Raw genomic sequence first — 19,460 nt, 5'->3', positions numbered from 1 at the left:
CGAGAGCCGGGGTGCCGCCCAGACGAAATCAGGGTGCCCTAAATTAGGTTAGGCACACCTGCCCTACTGCTAGGAGCCTTCATGCTCAGCCTGCGCGCCGCGGCAGCACTCGTCGCCGCGGCCACCCTCGCCACCGGGCTCACCGCGTGCAGCGGCGAGCCGGACAAGGACATCACGGTCTACAGCGGCCGCACCCAGTCGCTGGTGCAGCCGCTGATCGACGAGTTCACCAAGAAGACGGGCATCACCGTCGATGTGCGCTACGGCACGACCGCGCAGATGGCCGCGCAGTTGCAGGAGGAGGGTGCCAAGTCCCCGGCAGACGTGTTCCTCTCGCAGGACGCCGGGGCCCTGGGGGCCGTGAGCAAGGCGGGACTGCTGACCGCGCTGCCCGACGAGGTGTTGCAGAAGGTTCCCGCGGCGTACCGGTCGCGCAGCGGACACTGGGTGGGGGTCACCGGCCGGTTGCGGGTCCTGGCGTACAACGCCGACCAGGTCAAGCCGGCCGACCTGCCGGCCACCGTGCTGGAGATGACCGACCCGAAGTGGAAGGGCAAGCTCGGCGTCGCCCCGACCAACGCCTCGTTCCAGTCGTTCGTCACCGCTCTGCGGGTGCAGCACGGCGACGACAAGGCCCGCGAGTTCCTGGCCGGCGTCGCTGCCAACTCCCCCCAGATCCGCGACAACAACATCGTGATCGTCGGCGAGATTCAGGACGGCAAGCTCGCCGCGGGCCTGGTCAACCACTACTACCTCTTCGAGAAGGCCAAGGAACTCGGGGTCAGCCCGGAGCAGCTCAAGGTGAAGCTTCACTACTTCCGTGACGGCGACACCGGGGGCCTGCTCAACGTCTCCGGCGTCGGCGTGCTGTCCGGCTCCGCCGGAAACAGCAAGGTCCGCTCGTTCGTCGACCACCTGCTCGGCACCGAGGGCCAGACCTACTTCGCGGCGAAGACGTTCGAGTACCCGCTGGTCGCCGGTGTGCCGACCGCCCCGGGCCTGCCCGCGCTGGCCGACCTGCACGCCCCGAAGATCGACCTGAACGATCTGGACACCCTGACCGCGTCGGTCGAGATGATCCAGGCCTCGGGGCTGACGTCCTGACCACCACCGCTCAGGCTGGGCGGGCGCAGCCGGTCGCGCCCGCCCAGCCCTCCCCTCGCAACCGGTGGCGGCGCCGTTGGCATCGACTGGCGCCCCGCCCGGCACTGCTCGCGACCGCGACAGCCGCCGTCGCGGTCGCGCTCATCCCGCTGGTCTACCTCGGCGTACGCACCGCAGAGGCGGGCTGGGACCGGGTACGCGCCGAACTGTTCACCACCGAGCTGCTGCGCCTGGCCGCGACCAGCCTGGCCCTGACTGCCGTCACCACCGGCGCCTGCCTGATCCTCGGCGCCGGCGCCGCGCTGCTGGTCACCCGCACGAACCTGCCTGCCCGACGGTTCTTCGGGGTGCTCGCGGCCCTACCGCTCGCGATCCCCACCTATGTCGGCAGCTACGGCTGGATCTCGATGCTGGACGGCTTCTACGGTTTCTGGCCGGCCGTCGTCGTGCTCACGTCCTGCTGCTACCCGTACGTCTACCTGCCGACCGCCGCCGCCCTGATCGGCACCGACCCCGCGGTCGAGGAGGCTTCGCAGGCACTGGGCCGCAACCAGTGGCAGACCTTCACCGGGGTCACGCTGCGCCAGATCCGCCCGGCGCTCGTCGCCGGTGGCCTCCTGGTCGCGCTGTACGTGCTGTCGGACTTCGGCGCGGTCGCGATGCTGCGCGTCACGACCTTCACCAGCGCCGTCTTCACCTCGTTCAACCTCGGGTTCGACCGCACGGGCGCGCTCGTGCTCTCGACCGCCCTGGTGGCCGTCACGCTGCTCATCCTCGGCGCCGAACTCGCGACCCGGCGGCGCGACGCACGCTACGCCAAGATCGGCAGCGGGGTACGCCGCCCGGCCGCCGTGCTGCCACTCGGCGCGTGGCGGATCCCGGCCGTCCTCGCGCTGCTCGCCGTCGCCGCCGGGAGCTTCGCGGTGCCCACCGCAGCGCTGCTGCACTGGATGGGCGAGGGCGTCTCCCGGCCCGGGTCGCTGACGGACATCGCCACGGCTGCCGGCAACTCCCTCACCGTGTCCGCGCTCGGCACCGCCCTGACAATGCTCCTCGCCCTGCCGATCGGCCTGCTGTCGGCCCGCGCTCCCGGACCGCTGGCCATCCTCATCGACCGGCTCACCTACCTCACGCACGCGCTGCCCGGGCTGGTGATCGGCCTGTCCCTGGTGTTCTTCGGCATCCAGGTGGCGTACCCGCTCTACCAGACCACCTGGCTGCTGGCGCTGGCCTACGCCGCCCTCTTCCTCCCCCTCGCCGTCGGTGCCGTCGCGACAGCCGCCGCCCAGGCCCCGCCAAGCCTCGAGGAGGCCGCACGGTCACTGGGACGCGGGCCGCTGACAGTGCTGCGGACCGTCACCGTGCCACTCACCCTGCCCGGAATCGGCGCCGGCGCGGCACTGGTGTTCCTGACCTGCATGAAGGAACTACCGGCGACGCTGCTGCTACGCCCCACCGACACCGACACCCTGGCCACCGAGCTGTGGACGCACACCTCCGTGGCCGCCTACGCCGGCGGGGCACCGTACGCGGCGCTGCTGGTGCTGCTGTCCACCGGCCCCGCCCTGATCCTGGCCCGGCGCACCCTCAACCCGAAAGACCGACCATGACCACACTCACCGTCCGAGGCGCCAGCAAGAGCTACGGGGCGGTCCACGCACTCCGCGCGGCCGACCTGACCGTGGCGGCCGGCACCCTGACCGCGGTGCTTGGCCCGTCCGGCTGCGGCAAGACCACGCTGCTGCGCTGCATCGCCGGGTTCGAGCGCCTCGACGGCGGGGAGGTCCGTGTCGGTGACACGCCGGTGGCCGGGCCGGGCCTGCACGTCGCCCCACACCGGCGACGGGTCGCTGTGGTCGCCCAGGACGGCGCGCTCTTCCCGCACATGGACGTGGCCGGCAACGTCGGCTACGGCCTCGACCGCGCCGCCCGGCGCAGCGGCCGCGTCGAGGAGGTGCTCGGCCTCGTAGGTCTCGCCGGGTACGGCAAGCGGATGCCCCACCAGCTGTCCGGCGGGCAACAGCAGCGGGTGGCCGTCGCCCGAGCCCTGGCACCACGTCCACCGCTGATCCTGCTCGACGAACCGTTCACCGCGCTCGACGCCAGCCTCCGCACGGAACTACGCGCCGACCTGCGCGCCGCGCTCCACGCCGACGACGCCACCGCCGTCCTCGTCACGCACGACCAGGCCGAAGCCCTTTCCATCGCCGACCAGGTCGTCGTCATGCACGACGGCAGGGTGCGGCAGGAGGCCAGCCCGTCCGACCTCTACCGCAGCCCGGCGGACCCGTGGGTGGCGACCTTCATCGGCGATGCCAACCTCCTCAGGGCCACCGCCAGCGGCGGGACTGCGGAATCCGGACTCGGCACCCTCCCGCTCTCCAGCCCACACCGCGGGGACGTCACGGTCCTGATCCGGCCGGAGCAGCTGCGGCTGAACGACGCCGACGCACCGGGGGTACCCGCGACCGTCCGCCACCATCTGTTCCAAGGCCACGACGCCCTCATCGACGTCCAACTGGACGACGGCACCCGGATCACCGCACGGATCCTCGGCCAGCCGACCCACTACTCCTCGGGCACCAACGTCCGCCTCACCGTCCAGGGAAGCGTCTACGTGCTGCCGGAGCCCGCCACGTCCTGATCGCCCGCAGGACTGCGCTCGGCCTGTCGAACAGAACGGAGGCTGGGCCACTTCGGTCTCCCCGAAGTGGTCCCCCCGCCGAAGGGACTGGTCAGGGCATTGTCGGTCAGCCGGCCGGGGCTGCGGCGTCGCCGGGCGTGGGGCACGGTGCGGCCTCGTGGGCCGGCCGCTCGCGGTCGCGCCGCAGGAGACGGTCGAGCAGGTCGTCCAGGGTCTTGATCTCGTCGCCGGTGTAGTCGGCGAAGACGCGCTCGAGGTTACGAACGTGAATCTTGGCCGCCTCCTCGAGTTTCTGCCGTCCGGCCGGGGTGAGGGCGGCGAAGCTGACCCGCCGATCGGTAGGGCAGGGAACGCGTTCCACGAGACCGGCGGTGACCATCCGGTCCAGGAGCCGGGTCATCCCTCCCGTGGTGAGCGCGATCTGGCTCGCCAGGGCGCTCATCGTCAGTTTGTCCGGCGAGCGGGCGATGCGCAGCATAGCCTCGAACCAGGTATGCGGGATGCCGCACTCGCGCTCCAGCGCCTCGCCGAGCTGCCGCTCGAGCGCGCTGTATGCCTCCACGAGCCGCCCGAACGTCGTCACCAGCCCGTGGTCGACCGCGCTCTTCACCATGCCAGAAACCTTACACCACAGATGTTGACGGATCAAATAGCCGGTCGTACAGTCGTTGAGTGGACAACATCTGATCGGTCAAAGAAGGAGTGGGACATGCGTATCGCGATCCTGGGTGCCGGCAATGTCGGTGGGGCGGTGGCGACCGCCGCCGTGCGCGCCGGTCACGACGTCGTCATCGCGGCGACCAGCGCCGAGCACGCCCAGAAGGCGGCCGACAGCGCCGGTGCGAGCGCCGCCGCGTCGAACGCCGAGGCTGTGCGGGGAGCAGATCTCGTGCTGCTCGCCGTCCCGCACGCCGCCGTCACCGGCATCGCCACCGAGCTGGGCGAGGCACTGACCGGCAAGGTCCTCGTCGACGTGACGAACCCGCTCAACGACACCTACAGCGACCTGGTCACCGGCGGCGTCTCGGCTGCGGAGCAGCTTCAGGCCCAGGTGACCGGGGCATCCGTGGTCAAGGCCTTCAACACCATCCTCGCGAGCCGCCACAGCAACCCGGTGGAGAGCGGCGCGCCCCTGGACGCCTTCATCGCCGGCGACGACGGTGCCGCCAAGGACACGGTCGCCGAGCTGGCCTCCTCCCTGGGCTACCGGGTGATCGACGCGGGCGGGCTGCGGATGGCCCGGTCGCTGGAGGAGATGGCACTGCTGAACATCTCGCTCAACGCCCGTAACGGGTGGAGCTGGCAGAGCGGCTGGAAGCTGGTCGGGCCGGTGGGCGGCGCAGCATGAGCGTCAGCCCCAACGCGGCGCCCGTCGAGCACCTCGACCTGTCGGCGAAGGTGCGACGCTGGAGCGGCGTCGGCACGGCGGGCCGGCTGCTGCCGGGCCCGGTTGACGCCACGGCGCCCGCGCGGACGAAGGTGCGGCGATGAGCGCGATGCAGACGTTCGCGCCGCCGGTCGTGGCCACCGCGGGCAGCACCGACGCGGATGCCCCGCTGGTGGTGCTGCTGCATGGCCGTGGCTCGCACGAGCGGGAGATCCTTCGCCTGGCCGACCACCTGCCCGTGGGTCCCACGTACGCGGCGGTGCGGGCGCCGATCGCCGAGGGCGGCGGGTACGCGTGGTTCGCCAACCGCGGCATCGGGCGGCCGGTCGCCGAGTCGTTGCGCGCGACGATGGACTGGTTCCGCGACTGGCTCGACGGTGTCGCTCCCGCGGGCCGGCCGGTGGTGCTGATCGGGTTCAGTGGCGGGGCCGCGTTCGCCGGTGGGCTGCTGCTCGACGATCCGGGCCGCTACGCCGGAGCCGCGATCCTGTACGGGACGCTGCCGTTCGACGCCGGCGTCCCGACCACGCCCGCCCGGCTGGCCGGTGTGCCCGTCGTCGTGGCCCAGGGCGAGCAGGACAGCGTCATCCCACGGGAACTGCTCGACCGTACCTGGAACTACCTGCTCTCCGAGGCCGGTGCCGCGACCCTCGCCCGCCGCGATCCGGTCGGACACGGCATCGCCGCGCCGGCGCTGGCGACCGTAGCCGGTTGGCTGCGGGAACGCTTGGCATTCCTCGCCGACCGGGTCCGCCCGACGCCGTCTCCGAGGACGTCGACAAGGCCGCCCGGCGGCCAACTCCCGCCGCCTGTGGGGCCCGCCCGACGGTGAGCAGTCAGATTCCGCAGCAGCGGCGCAGCGACAACGCGCCGGTCGAGCTGCGGGAACAGCTGTTCGCGCGTATCGCCGCGCTGCCACCCGCGCTCGCCGCGGGCCTGGCCGCCAAGGGCTGGGGCGTCGCTTCGCCCTCCCTACCCGGCCAGCCGCCGGTGGTACTGAGCCGGATCCGAACCCGGATGTTGTTGCCCTCAGCGACGAGGGGCTGGACCTGCCGCCTTTCGCCGAGCCTCGGCGCCCGCCCAGGGTTCGGGCGGGCGCCGAGGCGCAGGCGGTCCGGGTCAGATTTCGCCATCACCTGGCCTGCCACCCACCGGCCCGGGAGCGCGATCGCCCCCGGATTCCGGCAGGTCAGCCAACCGGTGGGCCGACCCAGGAGGACCGGATCAGCTCCCGCTCGGTGGCGGCGAGGTGGGCGGTCGCGGCGAGCCAGGCCCAGGCGTACCGGTCCGGGTCGGGATCGGTGAGCCGGCCGAACGCGTCCCGGCCGCGCCGGTCGGACTCATCGGCGAGCGCGGCGGCCACCGCGGCGGCGGTGGTGAAGCCGGCGCGGCGCAGCGGACCGGCCAGCCCGGCGCCCTCGCCGCGGGCCGCCTCGCCGACGGCGCGGCGACCGCCGGAGACGGCCAGCTCCACCAGCCGGCGGACCCGCCACAGCGGGGACTCCGCAACCGCGTCGGCACCGACGGCGAGAACCGGTTCGGTCATCGCGGCCGGGTCGCGCGGCGGCAGGTGGCCGCCCTGGATCTGGTCGTAGCCGAGGTCCGCCCGGCCGTGCCAGTCCGCCGGCAGCCGCAGCGTCGTGGCGGCACCGGGCACCGGGCCGACCGCGAGCGGGTGCAGCGTGCTGGCCCGGTCCGGGTCCAGCCGGCCGACCACCCGGATCCGCAGGCCCGGCCTGGAGGCGAGCCGCCGCAGGTTCGCCACGTGGGCCAGCACCGGGTGGGAGTTGACCGGCACCAGCCGGATCACCGGCCCGTCCGGCACCGGCGCGCGGTCCGGTCCGGCGTCGGTGGCGGGGGCCAGCTCCCGGGCCAGCACCTGGTCACCGGCGGCACCGACCACCATCAGGTCACAGCCGACCAGCGCGGTCCCGGCCCGGGCCGGGTCCTCCGGATCGTCGGCGGCGAGTTGAGCGGTCACCACCTCGGCGAGCGGGCGGGCGAACAGTTCCGCCAGGGGCCCGGTGGACCAGTCGGTCCCGGTGATCGGGGTGGCTCGGACCCCCTTGCCGGCACCGAGCCGGCCGTCCGGGGAGACGGTGGTGCCGGTGATCCGCAGGCCGCCGCGAGCCAGCACCGCGTGGTTGACCGCGACCGCGCCCATCTCGGTGACCGCCCGGGCGCAGTCCTGCGCCCGGTCCGGGCCGCCCGGCTTCACGTCGCCGAAGGAGAGCTGGCGCCCGTCGGCGGCGACCAGGTGGGTGACCACCCCGGCGTACCCGGTCGCGCTGATCACCGGTTCCCGGCAGACGCCGTACACCTCCAGCGTGCCGTCCGGCTGGTAGGCCCGCCGGAGGATGCCGACCAGTGCCGGGTCGGGATCGCCGGCGGCCAGCCGGCCGGCCACGTACAGCAGGTCGTGCAGCACCTCGACCAGCTCAGCCAGCCGGTGGCCGGTCTGTCGTCCCCGGTGCGCGCGCAGGCCACGTACCGCGCGCAGCGCGGCGCTCTCGGCCCGCGGCAGGCCGGCCAGCCGGGCGCTGTGGGCGGCCCGCAGCAGTTCGGCCTGCGGGACCGCGCCGGCGGCCGGGACACCGGCCGCGAGCACCGCGGCGGCTGCCCGCCACAGCGCGCCGGCGGCGGCCCGTTGCGCCTTCGTCGGTGCCGCGCTCCGTCCGGCACGACCGGCGGCCGCGCCATCCGCTTTTCCGGTGCGCCCGGCCCTCCCGGCACGCCCGGTGGCCGCGCCGACGTCGTCCGACGTGGACGACGCGGCGGTGGCGGACACCGGATCGGGGTGGGTGGCCGGGTCCGCGACCGGGCAGGCGACCAGGACCGCGGTCCGGTGCAGGCAGCGGGGCGACAGCAGGCAGCTGCACCTTGCCTGGTGCGGGTCGGTGACCGCGCCGGTCGGTCCGGGCGTCAGGGTGACCAGGGCCTCGGCGCCGCAGTCGACCGACACGCCGCCGTCGACCCGGCCGACCGGTACACCGGCCAGCCGTTCGACAGTGGCGTCCAGCCGCTTGTGCAGCCGGGGCGGCAGGGCCGCCACCGCCGCGGCGGCGACCCCCGGCAGCACCGGCGGCAGCCGGTCGGTGTCCACGGCGGTGGATGTGCGGTCCGTCAACGTGATCCTCCGCGTACACGGTCGCCCACCCAGCGGGCGAGTTCGAGCGGGCTGAGAGCGGCGACCGGCATCCCCGCCGCGACGAGCTGCTCGGCGACCGGTACCGAGTAGCAGGGCACTCCCCTGTCGTTCAGCGCGGCGCAGCCGAGCAGATGCACGCCGGAACTGGCCAGCGTGCGGACCTCACCGAGCAGCCCGGCCAGCGGGTAGCCCTCCTCGAAGTCGCTGACCACCGCGACGATGGTGCGGCTCGGCACGGTCACCAGCGAGCGGGCGTGGGCCAGCCCGGCGGCGATGTGCGTACCGCCACCGACGCGCACCTCCAGCAGCAGCGACAGCGGGTCGTCGACCCGGTCGGTCAGGTCGACCACCTCGGTGGAGAAGGCGAGGAAGTGGGTGGACAGGGTGGGCACCCCGGCCAGCACGGCGGCGGTCAACGCCGACCACACCACCGACGCCTCCATCGAGCCGGACACGTCGACCACCAGCACCAGCCGCCAGTCGGCCTCCTTGCGGGTCCGGGTGTTGAAGACCGGGCGTTCCGGCACCACCACCGTCCGGCCGTCGCCGAGCCGCTGGGTGTGCGCCAGGTTCGCCCGCAGCGTACGGGCGAGGTTGATCCGGCCGCCGGGACGGCGAGACGGACGCGGGTTGGTCAGCCCGGTCAGCGCCGGACGCACCTGAGTGGCCAACTGCTTCGTCAGCTCCTCCACCAGCCGCCGGACCAGTGGCCGTAGCTTGGCCAACTGCCCCTCGGGCAGGCCACCGGCCAGCGACAGCACCGAGGTCAGCAGCTCCATCGAGGGACGTACCGCGGCCGGGTCGAGTTCGGTAAGCACGTCGGTACGGCCGCTCTCGGCCGCCCGGGCGATGACCTCCTCGCGTACCGCGGTGCCGAACAGCGCCTCGAGTTCGTCGGCCCACTCGCGGGCGGTCGGGAAGGAGGCCTCCTGGCCGCCGCCGGCCGCCTGGCCGAGGTCGGTGGCGCCCTCGCCCTGACCCGCCCCGTACAGCTCGTCCAGGGCGCGGGCGTAGCGGCGGGCGTCCGTCGGCAACCGGTCGGGTTGGCGGCCGAGCAGCAGCCGCCACCGGTCCGTGGCGGTGAGCCAGGCGGCCGGCGTGCCCGCCCCGGGTTCGAGGTCGGCGGAGCCGGTCACCGTGCCCGGCCCGGCTTCGACGTCGGCGGCGCCGGTCGGCGTGCCCGGGATCGGGATGTCGCGGGCGACCAGGGCGGCCCGGCCGGCCGCGTCGGCGGCGGCCCAGCGGGCCAGCAGCTCGGGCGCGGCGGACAGGGCCAGATCGAGCCGGTCGCCCAGCCGTTCGGCGACGGTGTGCAGCAGCCGCTCCCGGGCCGCCGGGGTGAGCACGTCGAACCCGCCACGCAGCGCCGGAAGCCGGTCCAGGAACTCGGTGTCGGTGAGCCGCTCGATCCGCTCCAACAGCGGGTCCAGCGCGGCCGGGGCGGACTGCAGCAGCGGATGCGCCGCGGTGAGCAGACCACCGAGCAGCCGGTGCAGGTGCCGACGGGTGTCCGGCCCGGTCGCCGCGTCGATCCAGCCGGCCACCCGCGTGCCCAGGGTCTCCAGGTCGGTCAGGTCGAGCAGCACCCGGGCGGCCAGGGCGGCACCCTGGATCAGCGACGAACCGGCCCGGGCCAGGTAGCCGAGGGCCTCGTCCAGGCGCAGGCCGATCCGGTCCTCGCCGGCCCGGACCGCGAGGTCCACCAGCGCGGCGGCATCGGCCGCGGCGTCGCTGCCGGCCAGGCCGGGCAGCCCGCGGACCGCCGCGTCCAGCAGCACGACGGCCAGCTCGGCCGCCCGGGCCCGACCGTCGGCGGTGGTGCCGGGCAGGTGTTCCCGGCGCAGCGCCTCCAGCAGGTCCAGCGCGGCCAGCAGCTCGGGCAGCGTGCCGGTGCCCGGCAGCACCGCGGCGGCCAGCTCGAGCCGATCGGTGACCAGTTCGGGCAGGTCGCACCGGGCGGCGTCGCGTAGCCCGGTGAGCAGCTGCGCGGCGGTGGGGCCGCCGTCGGCGGCCTCCCGGCGGAACCGCTCCCGCAGGGTGCCGGCCGCGGCCAGCGCCGCGGTCACCCCGCGTACGCCGACCAGGTCCAGCCGGGCCGCCACGGACGGCGTCCAGGCCAGTTCCCAGCGGGTGGTCAGGGCGGCACCGTCGCCGGTGCCGGACACCGCGATCGGCTCGCCGTAGCCGACGCCGCAGACCTGGAGGCGTTGCAGCAGGATCTCCCGCCGCCCGTCCAGCTCGGTGCGCAGCGGGTCCAGCCGCACCTCGCGGGACTTCGGGCTGTCCGGGTTGGGCATCCGTAGCGCGGTGAGTTCCGCCTCGACCGCGGGGCCGAGCCCGGACCGCGGCGTACCGGGGGCGACCCGGCCCCGCTCGGCACCGACCAGCACGGTCTCCAGCGCCTTCGCCAGCGCCCGGCCGCGGCCGAGCAGTTCACCCTGACCGAGCACGGTGGTCACCGCCTCCAGCACCTCGCCCCGGCCGGGGGCGGGCAGGTCCCGCAGCCGGGCCAGGTCGCCGGCCAGCCGTACCGTCTCGGCGGCCTCGCCGGTACCAGCGGTGTGCCCGGCCGAGCGGAGTTCCCGGCACAGGTCGGTGACCGCCCGGGCGGCGGCGGCCCGGATCCGTTCCGGGTCGCCGCCAGCGGTGAAGACGGACTGCTGCCAGCGCGGGTCGCGGATCCCGGCCGGGTAGCCGGACCGGGAGTCGAGCAGGTCGAACGCGTACGGCACCAGCGAGGTGATCGCCGTGCCGCCGCCGTTGGTGGTTGCCGACCCGGGTGGGGTCGTCACGGACCGGACCGGACCGGTCGGGGCGGCGACGGGCCGGGCGGACGCGGTGGCGGCGCCGGCGGTCGACACCGGATCACCGCCGACCGGGCCGGCCGCCGGGTCCCCGTCGGTCGACGGGGCGGTGAGCAGGGCCGGGGCGTGGAAGGCGCCGATGACGGCGGCGACCCGCAGGCCGGCTGCGCCGGCCTCGGCCAGCACCCGGCGCATGTGCCGCTCACGGGCCAGGTCCCGGGCCGGTACGCCGTCGCCGCTGGCGCTGTCGGTACGCATCGCCCAGCCGACGCCGAGGGCAGCCCGGCGGACCGCCTCGGGCGGGCAGCCCGGGGCACGTACCTCGACCACCCGGTCCCACAGGTCGTCGCCGTCCCGGCCGGTGCCGCTGGCGCTGAGTGCGACGGCGTAGCCGGACCGGCGCAGGCCGGGCACCGGCTCACCGGCGTCCGGGTCGGGATCGGCGGTCGGCGCGGTACCGGCGGTCGGGCCGGAGTCGGTGGCCGGGTCGGTGGTGTCGACGGTCCAGCCGGGGTCGGCCAGCGGCAGGTCGCAGCAGACCACCTCGACGCCGCGCTGCCGGGCCCAACGGATCGCGGCCAGTTCCGGGGAGAAGTCGGCGAACGGGTAGAAGCCCATCGGCCCGTCCGTGCCGTGGCTGCCGACCAGGGCCAGCGGGGCCCGGGCGGCCGGGTCGGACAGGTACGGCAGCCAGCGCTGGAAGTCGGCCGGCAGCTCGATGCAGACCACCTCGGCGCCGGCGGCGTCCAACAGTGCCGGAACCACCGCCGCGAGGGCCGGGCTGTGATGCCGCACCCCGATCAGGTACGGCCGGACCGAACCGGCAAGCGCGTCGACCACGGCTCGCGGGTCGGCCGTCGTCGGGTCGACCGTCGACGGGCCGGCCGCCACCGGGGCGGCGGTCGGCGGCGCCGCACCGGCCGACGTGCTGGAGAGGGTCGTCACCGCAGGCTCTCCCGCAGGTCCCAGAGCCGGCGCCACATCGCCGAGCCGTCCTCGGCGCGGCGGCGGACCGGGCCGTCCCAGTAGCCGAGCAGCCGGGCGTGGTCGTTCTGGTCGTCCTTGCGGACCACGCCGAGCAGGTGCCCGGGCACCAGGTCGAGCGCGTCCCCGCCGGGCAGGTACGCGGCGGCCAGGCCGAGCGACGCCGCCACCTGCACCGCCTCGGCGGTGGACATCACCGTGCCGGGCCGTTCCACGTCCCAGCCCTCGCCCGACCGGCCGGTACGCAGGTCGCGGAAGACGGTGACCAGGGCGTCCAGCACCGCGTCGTCCACCGTGTACGCCGCGCCGGCGCGCTGCACGGCGGCGGTGGCCTGCCGGCGGACCAGGTCGGTCTCGGTGTCCGCGTCCGAGATCGGGTGGACGGTCTCGAAGTTGAACCGGCGCTTGAGGGCCGAGGACATCTCCGACACGCCCCGGTCCCGCAGGTTGGCGGTGGCGATGACGGTGAACCCGGGCACGGCGCGGATCAGGCCGTCCTCGGTGCCGGCCAGCTCCGGCACGTTCATCCGCCGGTCGGACAGGATGGACACCAGCGCGTCCTGCACCTCGGGCAGGCAGCGGGTGACCTCCTCGATCCGGACCACCCGGCCGGTGCGCATCGCGGTCAGCACCGGCGAGTCGACCAGCGCCTGCGGGGTCGGGCCCTGGGCGAGCAGCAGGGCGTAGTTCCAGCCGTACCGGAAGGCATCCTCGGTGGTGCCGGCGGTGCCCTGCACGGTCAGCGCGCTGGTGCCGCAGACCGCGGCGGCCAGCAGCTCGGACAGCATGGACTTGGCGGTACCGGGCTCGCCGACCAGCAGCAGGCCCCGCTCACCGGCCAGGGTGACCACGCACCGCTCGACCAGGCTCCGCTCACCGACGAACTTCGGCGGGATGGTCATGCTGGCCGGCAGTTCGGTGCCGTCCGGACCGGTGCGTCGGTCGGCGGGCAGCTTCAACGCCTCGCCGTCGCTGCCCCGGATGAAGGTGACCACGGCGCGCGGGGTCAGCGCCCAGCCCGGCGGCCGGGCGCCGTCGTCGTACGCGGCCAGGAAGGCCAGCTCGTCGGCGTACCGCTGTTCGGCGGAGAGGACCTGGGCTGCGGTCTCCGGCGCCGCGGTGGGGCGGACGTGTTCCGTCACGGTCACGGATGTTCCTCGATCTCTCTGGTTCGGATGGGGTGTGCGGGACAGGGGTCGGCGGCGGGGTGGTGTCGCGACGGCCTGGTCGGTCGTCGCGGGCACCACCGCCCTCCGGGTCGGGTCAGCGGCGGGTGGGCAGGTTGTCGAACCGGGGCCGGTCGCCGTCGCGGAGACGTTGCCAGGCCCGCCGGTAGAGGTCGGCGGCCGGTTCGAACGGCACGGTCACGCCGAGGCCGGCCGTGCCGTCGGGCGCGAGGTCGAACAGGGCGACCTTCCAGCCCTCGATCGGTGCCTGCCCGCTGCCGCGCTCCAGCCACGGGCCGGGCAGGAACAGCGACCGGCTGGCCCGGGACCGGCTGGCCTCGATGACCAGGTCGGTGCCGGCCAGTTCGGCGCGGGCCGTCTTCAGCCGGGTCGGCTTCCAACCGGTCCACTTCGCCGTGTTGCGGTCGGTCGGGTCCGGCATGGCCAGCAGCATCAGGTACACCGCCGCCGCGTCGGCGCCCAGGCCGTGTTCCCCGGCCGCCTCGGCGACCAGGTCGGGCACCGACCGGGTCGGGTCCTGCGGCCACCAGGTCCCGTCCGCCGCCCGTGCGCCGCCGTCCGGCTCCCCCGGATCGCCGAGCAGCGCCGCGAACCGCGGGTCACGGGCCAGGCGCAGCGCCACCTCCATCGGGTACGGCTTGGCCGCGTCCCGCCGCAGCGCGGGCAGGTACGGGTCCGTCCCGTCGGCGTCGAGCAGGTCCGGCCGCAACGCGGGCGACGGTTGGCTGTCGTAGGTGGCCAGGACGATGGCGCCGTACCGTTCCCAGCCAGGGCCGGTCTCCGACGGGGTGCCCGCCACCTGTTGGAAGGCGGGCAGGGAGACGTACTGGTCGAGGTCGAGCAGCAGGCCGGGGTTGGCCAGCCGGTCCCGGATTGCGGCGAGCGCGGCCGGCAGCGCGGCCCGGCACGGGTCGCCGGCCGGCGTGTGGTGGGCGACCCAGGCCGCCAGGGCGATCGTGGAGCGCAGCACCTCACCGGTGAAGCCCACTGCCCGGCCGTCGACCTGCCGGGCCTGGTCGCCCTTGATCTGGAAGGCCAGGTCGGTGCTCAGCTCGACCGAACGGGCCGGGTCGAGCAGCGCCGGCAACGCCTTCGCGGGTCCCCAGCCGTGTCGGATGGCGCGCACCGCTTCGGCGAGCAACTGTTCGGGCACCATCACCCGGCGCCCCAGGGCGGCGTTCCAGACCGCCGCGGCGGCGGCCACGTCCGGGCCGTCGGCCCACAGCCGGGCCGGGTCGTCCGGCAGCAGCGCCGAGACCACGGCTCGCCGGACCTCCGGGCTGGCCTCGTCCAGCACCCCGAAGGCCAGCTTGACCTCGCCGACCTGCTTGACCCCGAGCGCCTTGCGCAGCTCGGTCGGCACGGTGGTCGACGAGTCCAGGTACGGCAGGCCGGCCAGCACCAGCTTCGCGGCGGTGGGGGTGACACCCGTCAGCTCGGCGAACCGCTCGGCCGCTTCCGGCCGCCAGGGCAGCGGGCCGCGCGCGGCCCACTCGGTGAGGAAACCGCCCAGCCAGCCGGCCGCCCGTTCGTCCCCGACCGGCGCCGAGAACATCACGGTGTACGGCTCGGGCACGGCGAACGCGCCGGCCGGGTCGTGGTACAGCGCGTCGAAGTGGTAGCCGGTGGTCGTGCCGCTGTAGTTGAGGACGGCGATGAAGGCCCCGTCGGGCAGCGGCAGGATGCCCGGCCGGGGGGAACGGCGCGTGCCGTCCGGATTGTTCAGGTCGTCGTCCAGCAGGTGCAGCCTGAACCGGCGCCACCGGGCCGGCTCGGCCACCGTGCTCAGGTCGAGCCGGTCCAGCTCCGTGAGCAGGGCACGCAGCGTCTCCCGGTGTTCGTCCGGGGTGACCGCGGCGACGGCCCGGTAGGCGACGGCCGCGACACCGCCGAGCAGGGACCACCAGTCCAGCGCGGCCGGCAGCGACGGTCCGTCGAGGTGCAGCCGTACGGCGGGTTCGCTGCCGGTGGTGGCGGACCGCTGGGCGGCGAACGCCTGGAGCTGGGTGAAGGCGTGGGTCGAGCGGGCCGCCCCGTAGGTTGAGCCACGCAGACCGTCCAGCGCCATGTTGAGCTGCTCGTCGGTGGGTCCGGTCGCGGTGGCCACCGGCGCCACCGCCTTCGGCGCGGACAACGACCTGGTGAGCCGCTCGGTCACCCCGTCCAGGTCGGTGCGCACCCGGGCGGCCAGCCGCAGCACCCCGGCCACCCCGGCCAGCACCGCGTCGTGGCTGACCGCCGGCAACGTCGAGCGGACCAGCTCGACCAGCGCGTCCTTGTCCGCGTCGGCGGTGGACGGTCCGGTGCTGGAGGTGCTGGCCGGTGTGCCGACCATGGACGCCGGGACGGCGACGGGAAGGCCGGTGATGGCCTGCGTGGCAGCGGTCAACCGGGGTCCGGTCGCCGCGCGGGCTGCGGCCCGCGCGGCCTTCTCGGCCAGGGCGGCGCGGCGTTCGTCGAGGGCGACCTTGAGCAGCATGGTGGCGGTGTCCCGGTCCACCCGGCGCAGGGCGGTGGAGCCGGCCGGATCCCGGGGCAGCATGTTGCCGAGGAACTTCCGTTCCGGCAGCGGGAGCGCGGCGGGGTTGTAGCCCCCGCTGCCGGCGGCCGACACCACCCCGTCCGGGTCGACCAGGACGAAACCGTCGAGGACGGCCCGCGGCCGGTCGTCGCCGGGCAGCACCAGCGCCGCGACCGGCTCCTGTCCCGAGGCCACGGTGACGGTACGACCGGCCAGGTCCTCGCCGCGTACCGAGCCGTCGGGCAGGGTGACCACCCGCCAGCCGAGCAGACCGTCCACCGGAACGGCGGCCGGGGTGGCCCGGTCGGACAGGGCTGGCCGCAGCCAGCTCGCCGACTCCTGGAGGTGGCTTCCGTCGACCGGAAGGTCGGCCAGGAACCGCGGCAGGCTGCGCCGGCCGTGGGAGTTGCTGACCGCGTCGTACTCGCGCCAGCCGTAGGTGCCGTCATCCTCGCTGCGGCGGTAGACCCAGTGGGAGGTGCCGTCGGTGATGACCGGCAGTTCCTCGGGGACAACGGTGTCACCGACGTGCAGCACGCCGCCGCCGGTGGTCCGCCCGCCGCCGGCCAGCGGCAGGGTGATCTCGTTCGTGCGGGGCTGGCTGCCGTGACGACGGCCCTGGATGGGCTGCGGCTCGCCGGGCGACGAGTGCCAGTAGCCGCGCAGGTCGTAGCCGAGCGCCTCGGAACGCCAGTAGACCAGCAACTGGCCGTCGACGTAGTGGTAGCCGGGCTGACCCCACATGTCGCCGGCCGGGATGCGCAGGTCGTGGCGGAGCACGATGCCCTCGGCGCCGAGCACCCGCACCGTCGTAGGCCCGCCCAGGATCACGTACGGCCAGGCTTCCTGCCGAATCACCTCGACCTTGCGGTCCCCACTGGTCACCTCCTGCCAGGCCAGCTCCCAGTCCGGCCAGCCCAGCTCGTCGATGATCCCGCCGCGCAGGCTGCGGGCGACGTGTTCGGCGAGGTCAACGTCCAGGGCCTGCCTGAGGCCGCCGCCCTGACCGGGGTCACCGGGTCGGTCGAGGTCGTCGGACACCAGGCGCAGCGCCTCGACCGGGAGGCTGCCCAACCAGTCCACCGACTTTGGCAGGTACGGCAGTCCGGTCGCGAACCGGTCGCGGATCCGGGCCCGCAGCCAGTCGGTCAGCAACGGCCGGATGCCCGGCGTCCCGGCCAGCCGGCGCAGGGCGGCCTGCTGGTCGTCGAGCTGGTCGAGGCCGCGGCGCAGGGCCCGGCTGAACCGGTCGTCGCCGGCCACGGCGAGCAGATCCCGCTCTCCCCCAACCCTGACCCACTGCGCCAGGTCCAAGGCTTCGCGCTCCTTCGGCGGGGCCACCGGCACGTCGAGGGCGAGCAGCAGGTCGAGCAGGTCCAGGTCGCCGTCGGCGGCGAGGGTCTCGCCGCTGTCGGCGAGTTCGGCGCGCAGCCGGTCGGCCATCCGCTCGACGAGTGGGTACAGCTCCGGCACCCGTCGGCGGTGGTACCCGGAGCCGGCCCGGCTCACGAAGCGGCGCAGCCAGCCGACGGAGCCGTCCTGCGGGCGGGCCGTGTCCGGCACGTCCGGTTCGGACAGCCCGGCGAGCGCACCGGTGTCGGTCAGCACAGCCAGCCACGCGACCAGGTTGTCCCGGTCGGCGGGCATCAGGTCGAGCAGGCTGCCGCGGATCGCCGGGTCTCGGCCGGCCAGCGCCGTCACCGCCGGCAGGTGCGCCTTCCACCAGCCGGCCGGCGCCTCGGCTGCCACCGGCAGCCGGAGCAGCTCGGCCAGGTAGGCCGCCTCACGGTCGGCGACGGCGGCGCTGGCCTTGCCGGCGGCCTTGGTGGCGGTGCGGACCAGCCGGTTCACCGCGGTGGCCGACTGCGCGGACGGAACCACGCCGGCAGCCGCGGCCCGCAGCGCCAGCCGGCAGAACCGGTCCAGCGCCTCGTCGGCCGGCAACTGGGCGGACAGCTCCTTCGCGTAGCCGGCCAACGCGGTCGCGGACACCACCTTGGCCGACGCGAACTCCAGGTAGACCTCGTCCAGCCGGTTCAGGTCGACCGGCAGGCCGTGCTGCGCCTCCGCCTTGCGCGCCTTGTTGAACAGCTGCGTCGCGTAGGTGTCCTGCCCGGCGGCCAGGAACACCCGTGCCGCCTGCTCGAAGAACGTCGGCAGGAAGTGCGGCAGCGTACGGGCGAACCGGTCGGCGAGGGTCTGGTGCCCGTCCAGGGCGGCCTTCGGCCGCGACCGCACCTGCTTGGCCAGCTTCTGCAACTCCGGCACCACCGCCAGCGCGTGCCGGCCGTCCGCCGCGTGGTGCACCAGCACCCACTCCGGGAAGGCCAACGGGCGGCGCGGGCCCAGCCCGACGACGGCCGGCTCGGCACCCGGTGCCAGGCCGAGGAACCCGACAGCAATGTCCTCGCCCTCGCCGAGGGCGGCGTCGACCAGGCGGACCACCGGCCGGTCGTCGAGGGCCGGGTGCCGGTAGGTGCGGGCGGTGAGGGGCACCGCCCGGTCGCCGGCCCCGGCGGTGTCGATCGGCAGCACCGCGCCGGCGGTGAGCAGGCTCTCGGCCGAGTCCTCGCCCGACATGGTCGTCATCCCGGTCACGCCTTCTTCCCCGTTCCGGTCACGGCGCCGGACAGGGCCGTCGCCATCCGCATTCCTTCCGACCAGGCCACGGGCCCGACGTCGGTCAACCGCAGCGTCGGTCCGTCCACGACCGACCAGGAGAGGTTGCCCAGAGTCGCCTCGGAGTCCCAGTAGTCCTCGTCGAACCACATGGCAGCCTCGACCGTGCGTCCGGCCTCCCAGACCCGGCACTTGACCTGCGAGCCGGAGACCCGGAAGCCGAGCGTGGCGGCCCGGGCGGCCAGCCGGTTGGGGACCGTGGTGCCGCGGAAGTCGGTGATCGTGGTGTCACGGTCCTTCAGGTCGGCGGGCTTGCCCCAGGTGCCCCGGTGCAGTTGCTCGACCCGCTGGGCGACGTCCAGTTCGTCGGCGAACTCCCGCAGGTCTGCCAGGTCGGGCAGGCGCACCGGGTGGGGCAGCGTGGCGCTGACCGGCGAGAGCCGGACGGTCTCCCCGTCGAGGTTGACCACGCGCAGGTCACCGGTGTCGGTGACGTCCCGCAGGAAGCCCGGCTCGGCCGGGTCGTCCCCGAGCACCACGAGGTCGCGCAGCGCCTCCCGCCAGGCCGGGTCCGGCCAGACCCGGGCCAGCAGCCCGGTCGGCACCGGCAGCGAGGAGACCACCCAGGCGTCGACCCGGGTCAGGCATTCCGCGGTGTGCCGGTCCAGCCACTGGGCGAGCTGGCGCAACCGGTCCACCTCGGGGGTGTCCCGCAGCACCTTCGGCAGAGTCTTCAGTGGACGGCCGGTGGATCGCGGGCCTGTGGCCCGCGCCGTCACCTTTCCGTCCAGGAGGGAGATCTCGTACGAGTCTCCCACCGGTAGCCAGCCCATCAGGAATACCCTCCGCAGTGGCAAATTAGCCAGATTTCGTGAGGAATCGGCCACGATTGTCAACGCAGGGCACGCTAACAGTAGTGACCGACACGACATCGGTCCGGCGGCGGGGTGCTGGGGGCCAGGGCCGGGTGGGACCTCCAAGGCGAACCTGCGGGAGTCGCAGGTCCGGCCCGTCCGAGGGCACTGCGGAGGGTCAGGCGCGTCCGAATAAAAGGCGAAACGG

General features: G+C 74.6%; 12 protein-coding genes. 6 read left to right on the top strand and 6 right to left on the bottom strand.

What is annotated here, in order from left to right; all coding sequences use genetic code 11:
* Positions 1-81: 81 nt before the first annotated feature.
* From ACGF5G_RS22760 to ACGF5G_RS22750, 3 genes are all read left to right on the top strand, one after another.
* Complete coding sequence (locus ACGF5G_RS22760; protein WP_393265793.1) at positions 82-1,104, top strand: iron ABC transporter substrate-binding protein; 1,023 nt, start codon at positions 82-84, stop codon at positions 1,102-1,104.
* An 86-nt stretch (positions 1,105-1,190) separates the two neighbouring features.
* Entirely contained in the window at positions 1,191-2,714 is a 1,524-nt protein-coding gene (locus ACGF5G_RS22755) for an ABC transporter permease (RefSeq protein WP_393266050.1), read from the top strand.
* A complete protein-coding gene (locus ACGF5G_RS22750) occupies positions 2,711-3,748 on the top strand; it encodes an ABC transporter ATP-binding protein (protein WP_393265790.1) in 1,038 nt (345 codons plus the stop codon). Before ACGF5G_RS22755 ends, ACGF5G_RS22750 begins: the two co-directional genes overlap by 4 nt.
* Before the next feature lie 106 nt (positions 3,749-3,854).
* Here ACGF5G_RS22750 and ACGF5G_RS22745 read toward each other — a convergent pair whose 3' ends face one another.
* A complete protein-coding gene (locus ACGF5G_RS22745) occupies positions 3,855-4,358 on the bottom strand; it encodes a MarR family winged helix-turn-helix transcriptional regulator (protein ID WP_393265788.1) in 504 nt (167 codons plus the stop codon).
* On the opposite strand from ACGF5G_RS22745, the gene ACGF5G_RS22740 reads away from it, so the two are divergent.
* The 3 genes from ACGF5G_RS22740 to ACGF5G_RS22730 are packed head-to-tail and all read left to right on the top strand — an operon-like array spanning position 4,242 to position 5,967.
* The gene (locus ACGF5G_RS22740) at positions 4,242-5,096 is read left to right on the top strand and encodes an NADPH-dependent F420 reductase (RefSeq protein WP_393265785.1); all 855 of its coding nucleotides are present in this window, start codon (positions 4,242-4,244) and stop codon (positions 5,094-5,096) included. The two genes, ACGF5G_RS22745 and ACGF5G_RS22740, sit on opposite strands and share 117 nt — an antisense overlap.
* Positions 5,093-5,239 (top strand): hypothetical protein, encoded by a 147-nt coding sequence (locus ACGF5G_RS22735; RefSeq protein WP_393265783.1) that lies wholly within the window; start codon positions 5,093-5,095, stop codon positions 5,237-5,239. Before ACGF5G_RS22740 ends, ACGF5G_RS22735 begins: the two co-directional genes overlap by 4 nt.
* Complete coding sequence (locus ACGF5G_RS22730) at positions 5,236-5,967, top strand: alpha/beta hydrolase (protein ID WP_393265781.1); 732 nt, start codon at positions 5,236-5,238, stop codon at positions 5,965-5,967. The genes ACGF5G_RS22735 and ACGF5G_RS22730 overlap by 4 nt, the downstream gene beginning before the upstream one ends.
* A 357-nt stretch (positions 5,968-6,324) precedes the next feature.
* Here the strand turns inward: ACGF5G_RS22730 and ACGF5G_RS22725 are convergent, their stop codons facing one another.
* The 5 genes from ACGF5G_RS22725 to ACGF5G_RS22705 form a co-directional block, all read right to left on the bottom strand.
* Positions 6,325-8,262 carry a hypothetical protein gene (locus ACGF5G_RS22725; RefSeq protein WP_393265778.1) on the bottom strand — a complete coding sequence of 646 codons (1,938 nt, stop codon included), beginning with the start codon at positions 8,260-8,262 and terminating at the stop codon, positions 6,325-6,327.
* Positions 8,259-12,032 carry a DUF5682 family protein gene (locus tag ACGF5G_RS22720; RefSeq protein WP_393265775.1) on the bottom strand — a complete coding sequence of 1,258 codons (3,774 nt, stop codon included), beginning with the start codon at positions 12,030-12,032 and terminating at the stop codon, positions 8,259-8,261. The genes ACGF5G_RS22725 and ACGF5G_RS22720 overlap by 4 nt, the downstream gene beginning before the upstream one ends.
* The gene (locus ACGF5G_RS22715; protein ID WP_393265773.1) at positions 12,029-13,219 is read right to left on the bottom strand and encodes an AAA family ATPase; all 1,191 of its coding nucleotides are present in this window, start codon (positions 13,217-13,219) and stop codon (positions 12,029-12,031) included. Before ACGF5G_RS22715 ends, ACGF5G_RS22720 begins: the two co-directional genes overlap by 4 nt.
* Before the next feature lie 115 nt (positions 13,220-13,334).
* Positions 13,335-18,377, bottom strand: coding sequence for a hypothetical protein (locus ACGF5G_RS22710; RefSeq protein WP_393265770.1), 5,043 nt, complete (start codon positions 18,375-18,377; stop codon positions 13,335-13,337).
* The gene (locus ACGF5G_RS22705) at positions 18,374-19,231 is read right to left on the bottom strand and encodes a DUF4132 domain-containing protein (RefSeq protein WP_393265767.1); all 858 of its coding nucleotides are present in this window, start codon (positions 19,229-19,231) and stop codon (positions 18,374-18,376) included. The genes ACGF5G_RS22710 and ACGF5G_RS22705 overlap by 4 nt, the downstream gene beginning before the upstream one ends.
* Between the last annotated feature and the right edge of the window lie 229 nt (positions 19,232-19,460).

This window comes from Micromonospora sp. NPDC047730 (assembly GCF_043204765.1).
Taxonomy (GTDB): domain Bacteria; phylum Actinomycetota; class Actinomycetes; order Mycobacteriales; family Micromonosporaceae; genus Micromonospora.
Note: the sequence above shows the minus strand (reverse complement) of the source record. Positions and strands in the feature narration are given on the sequence as shown.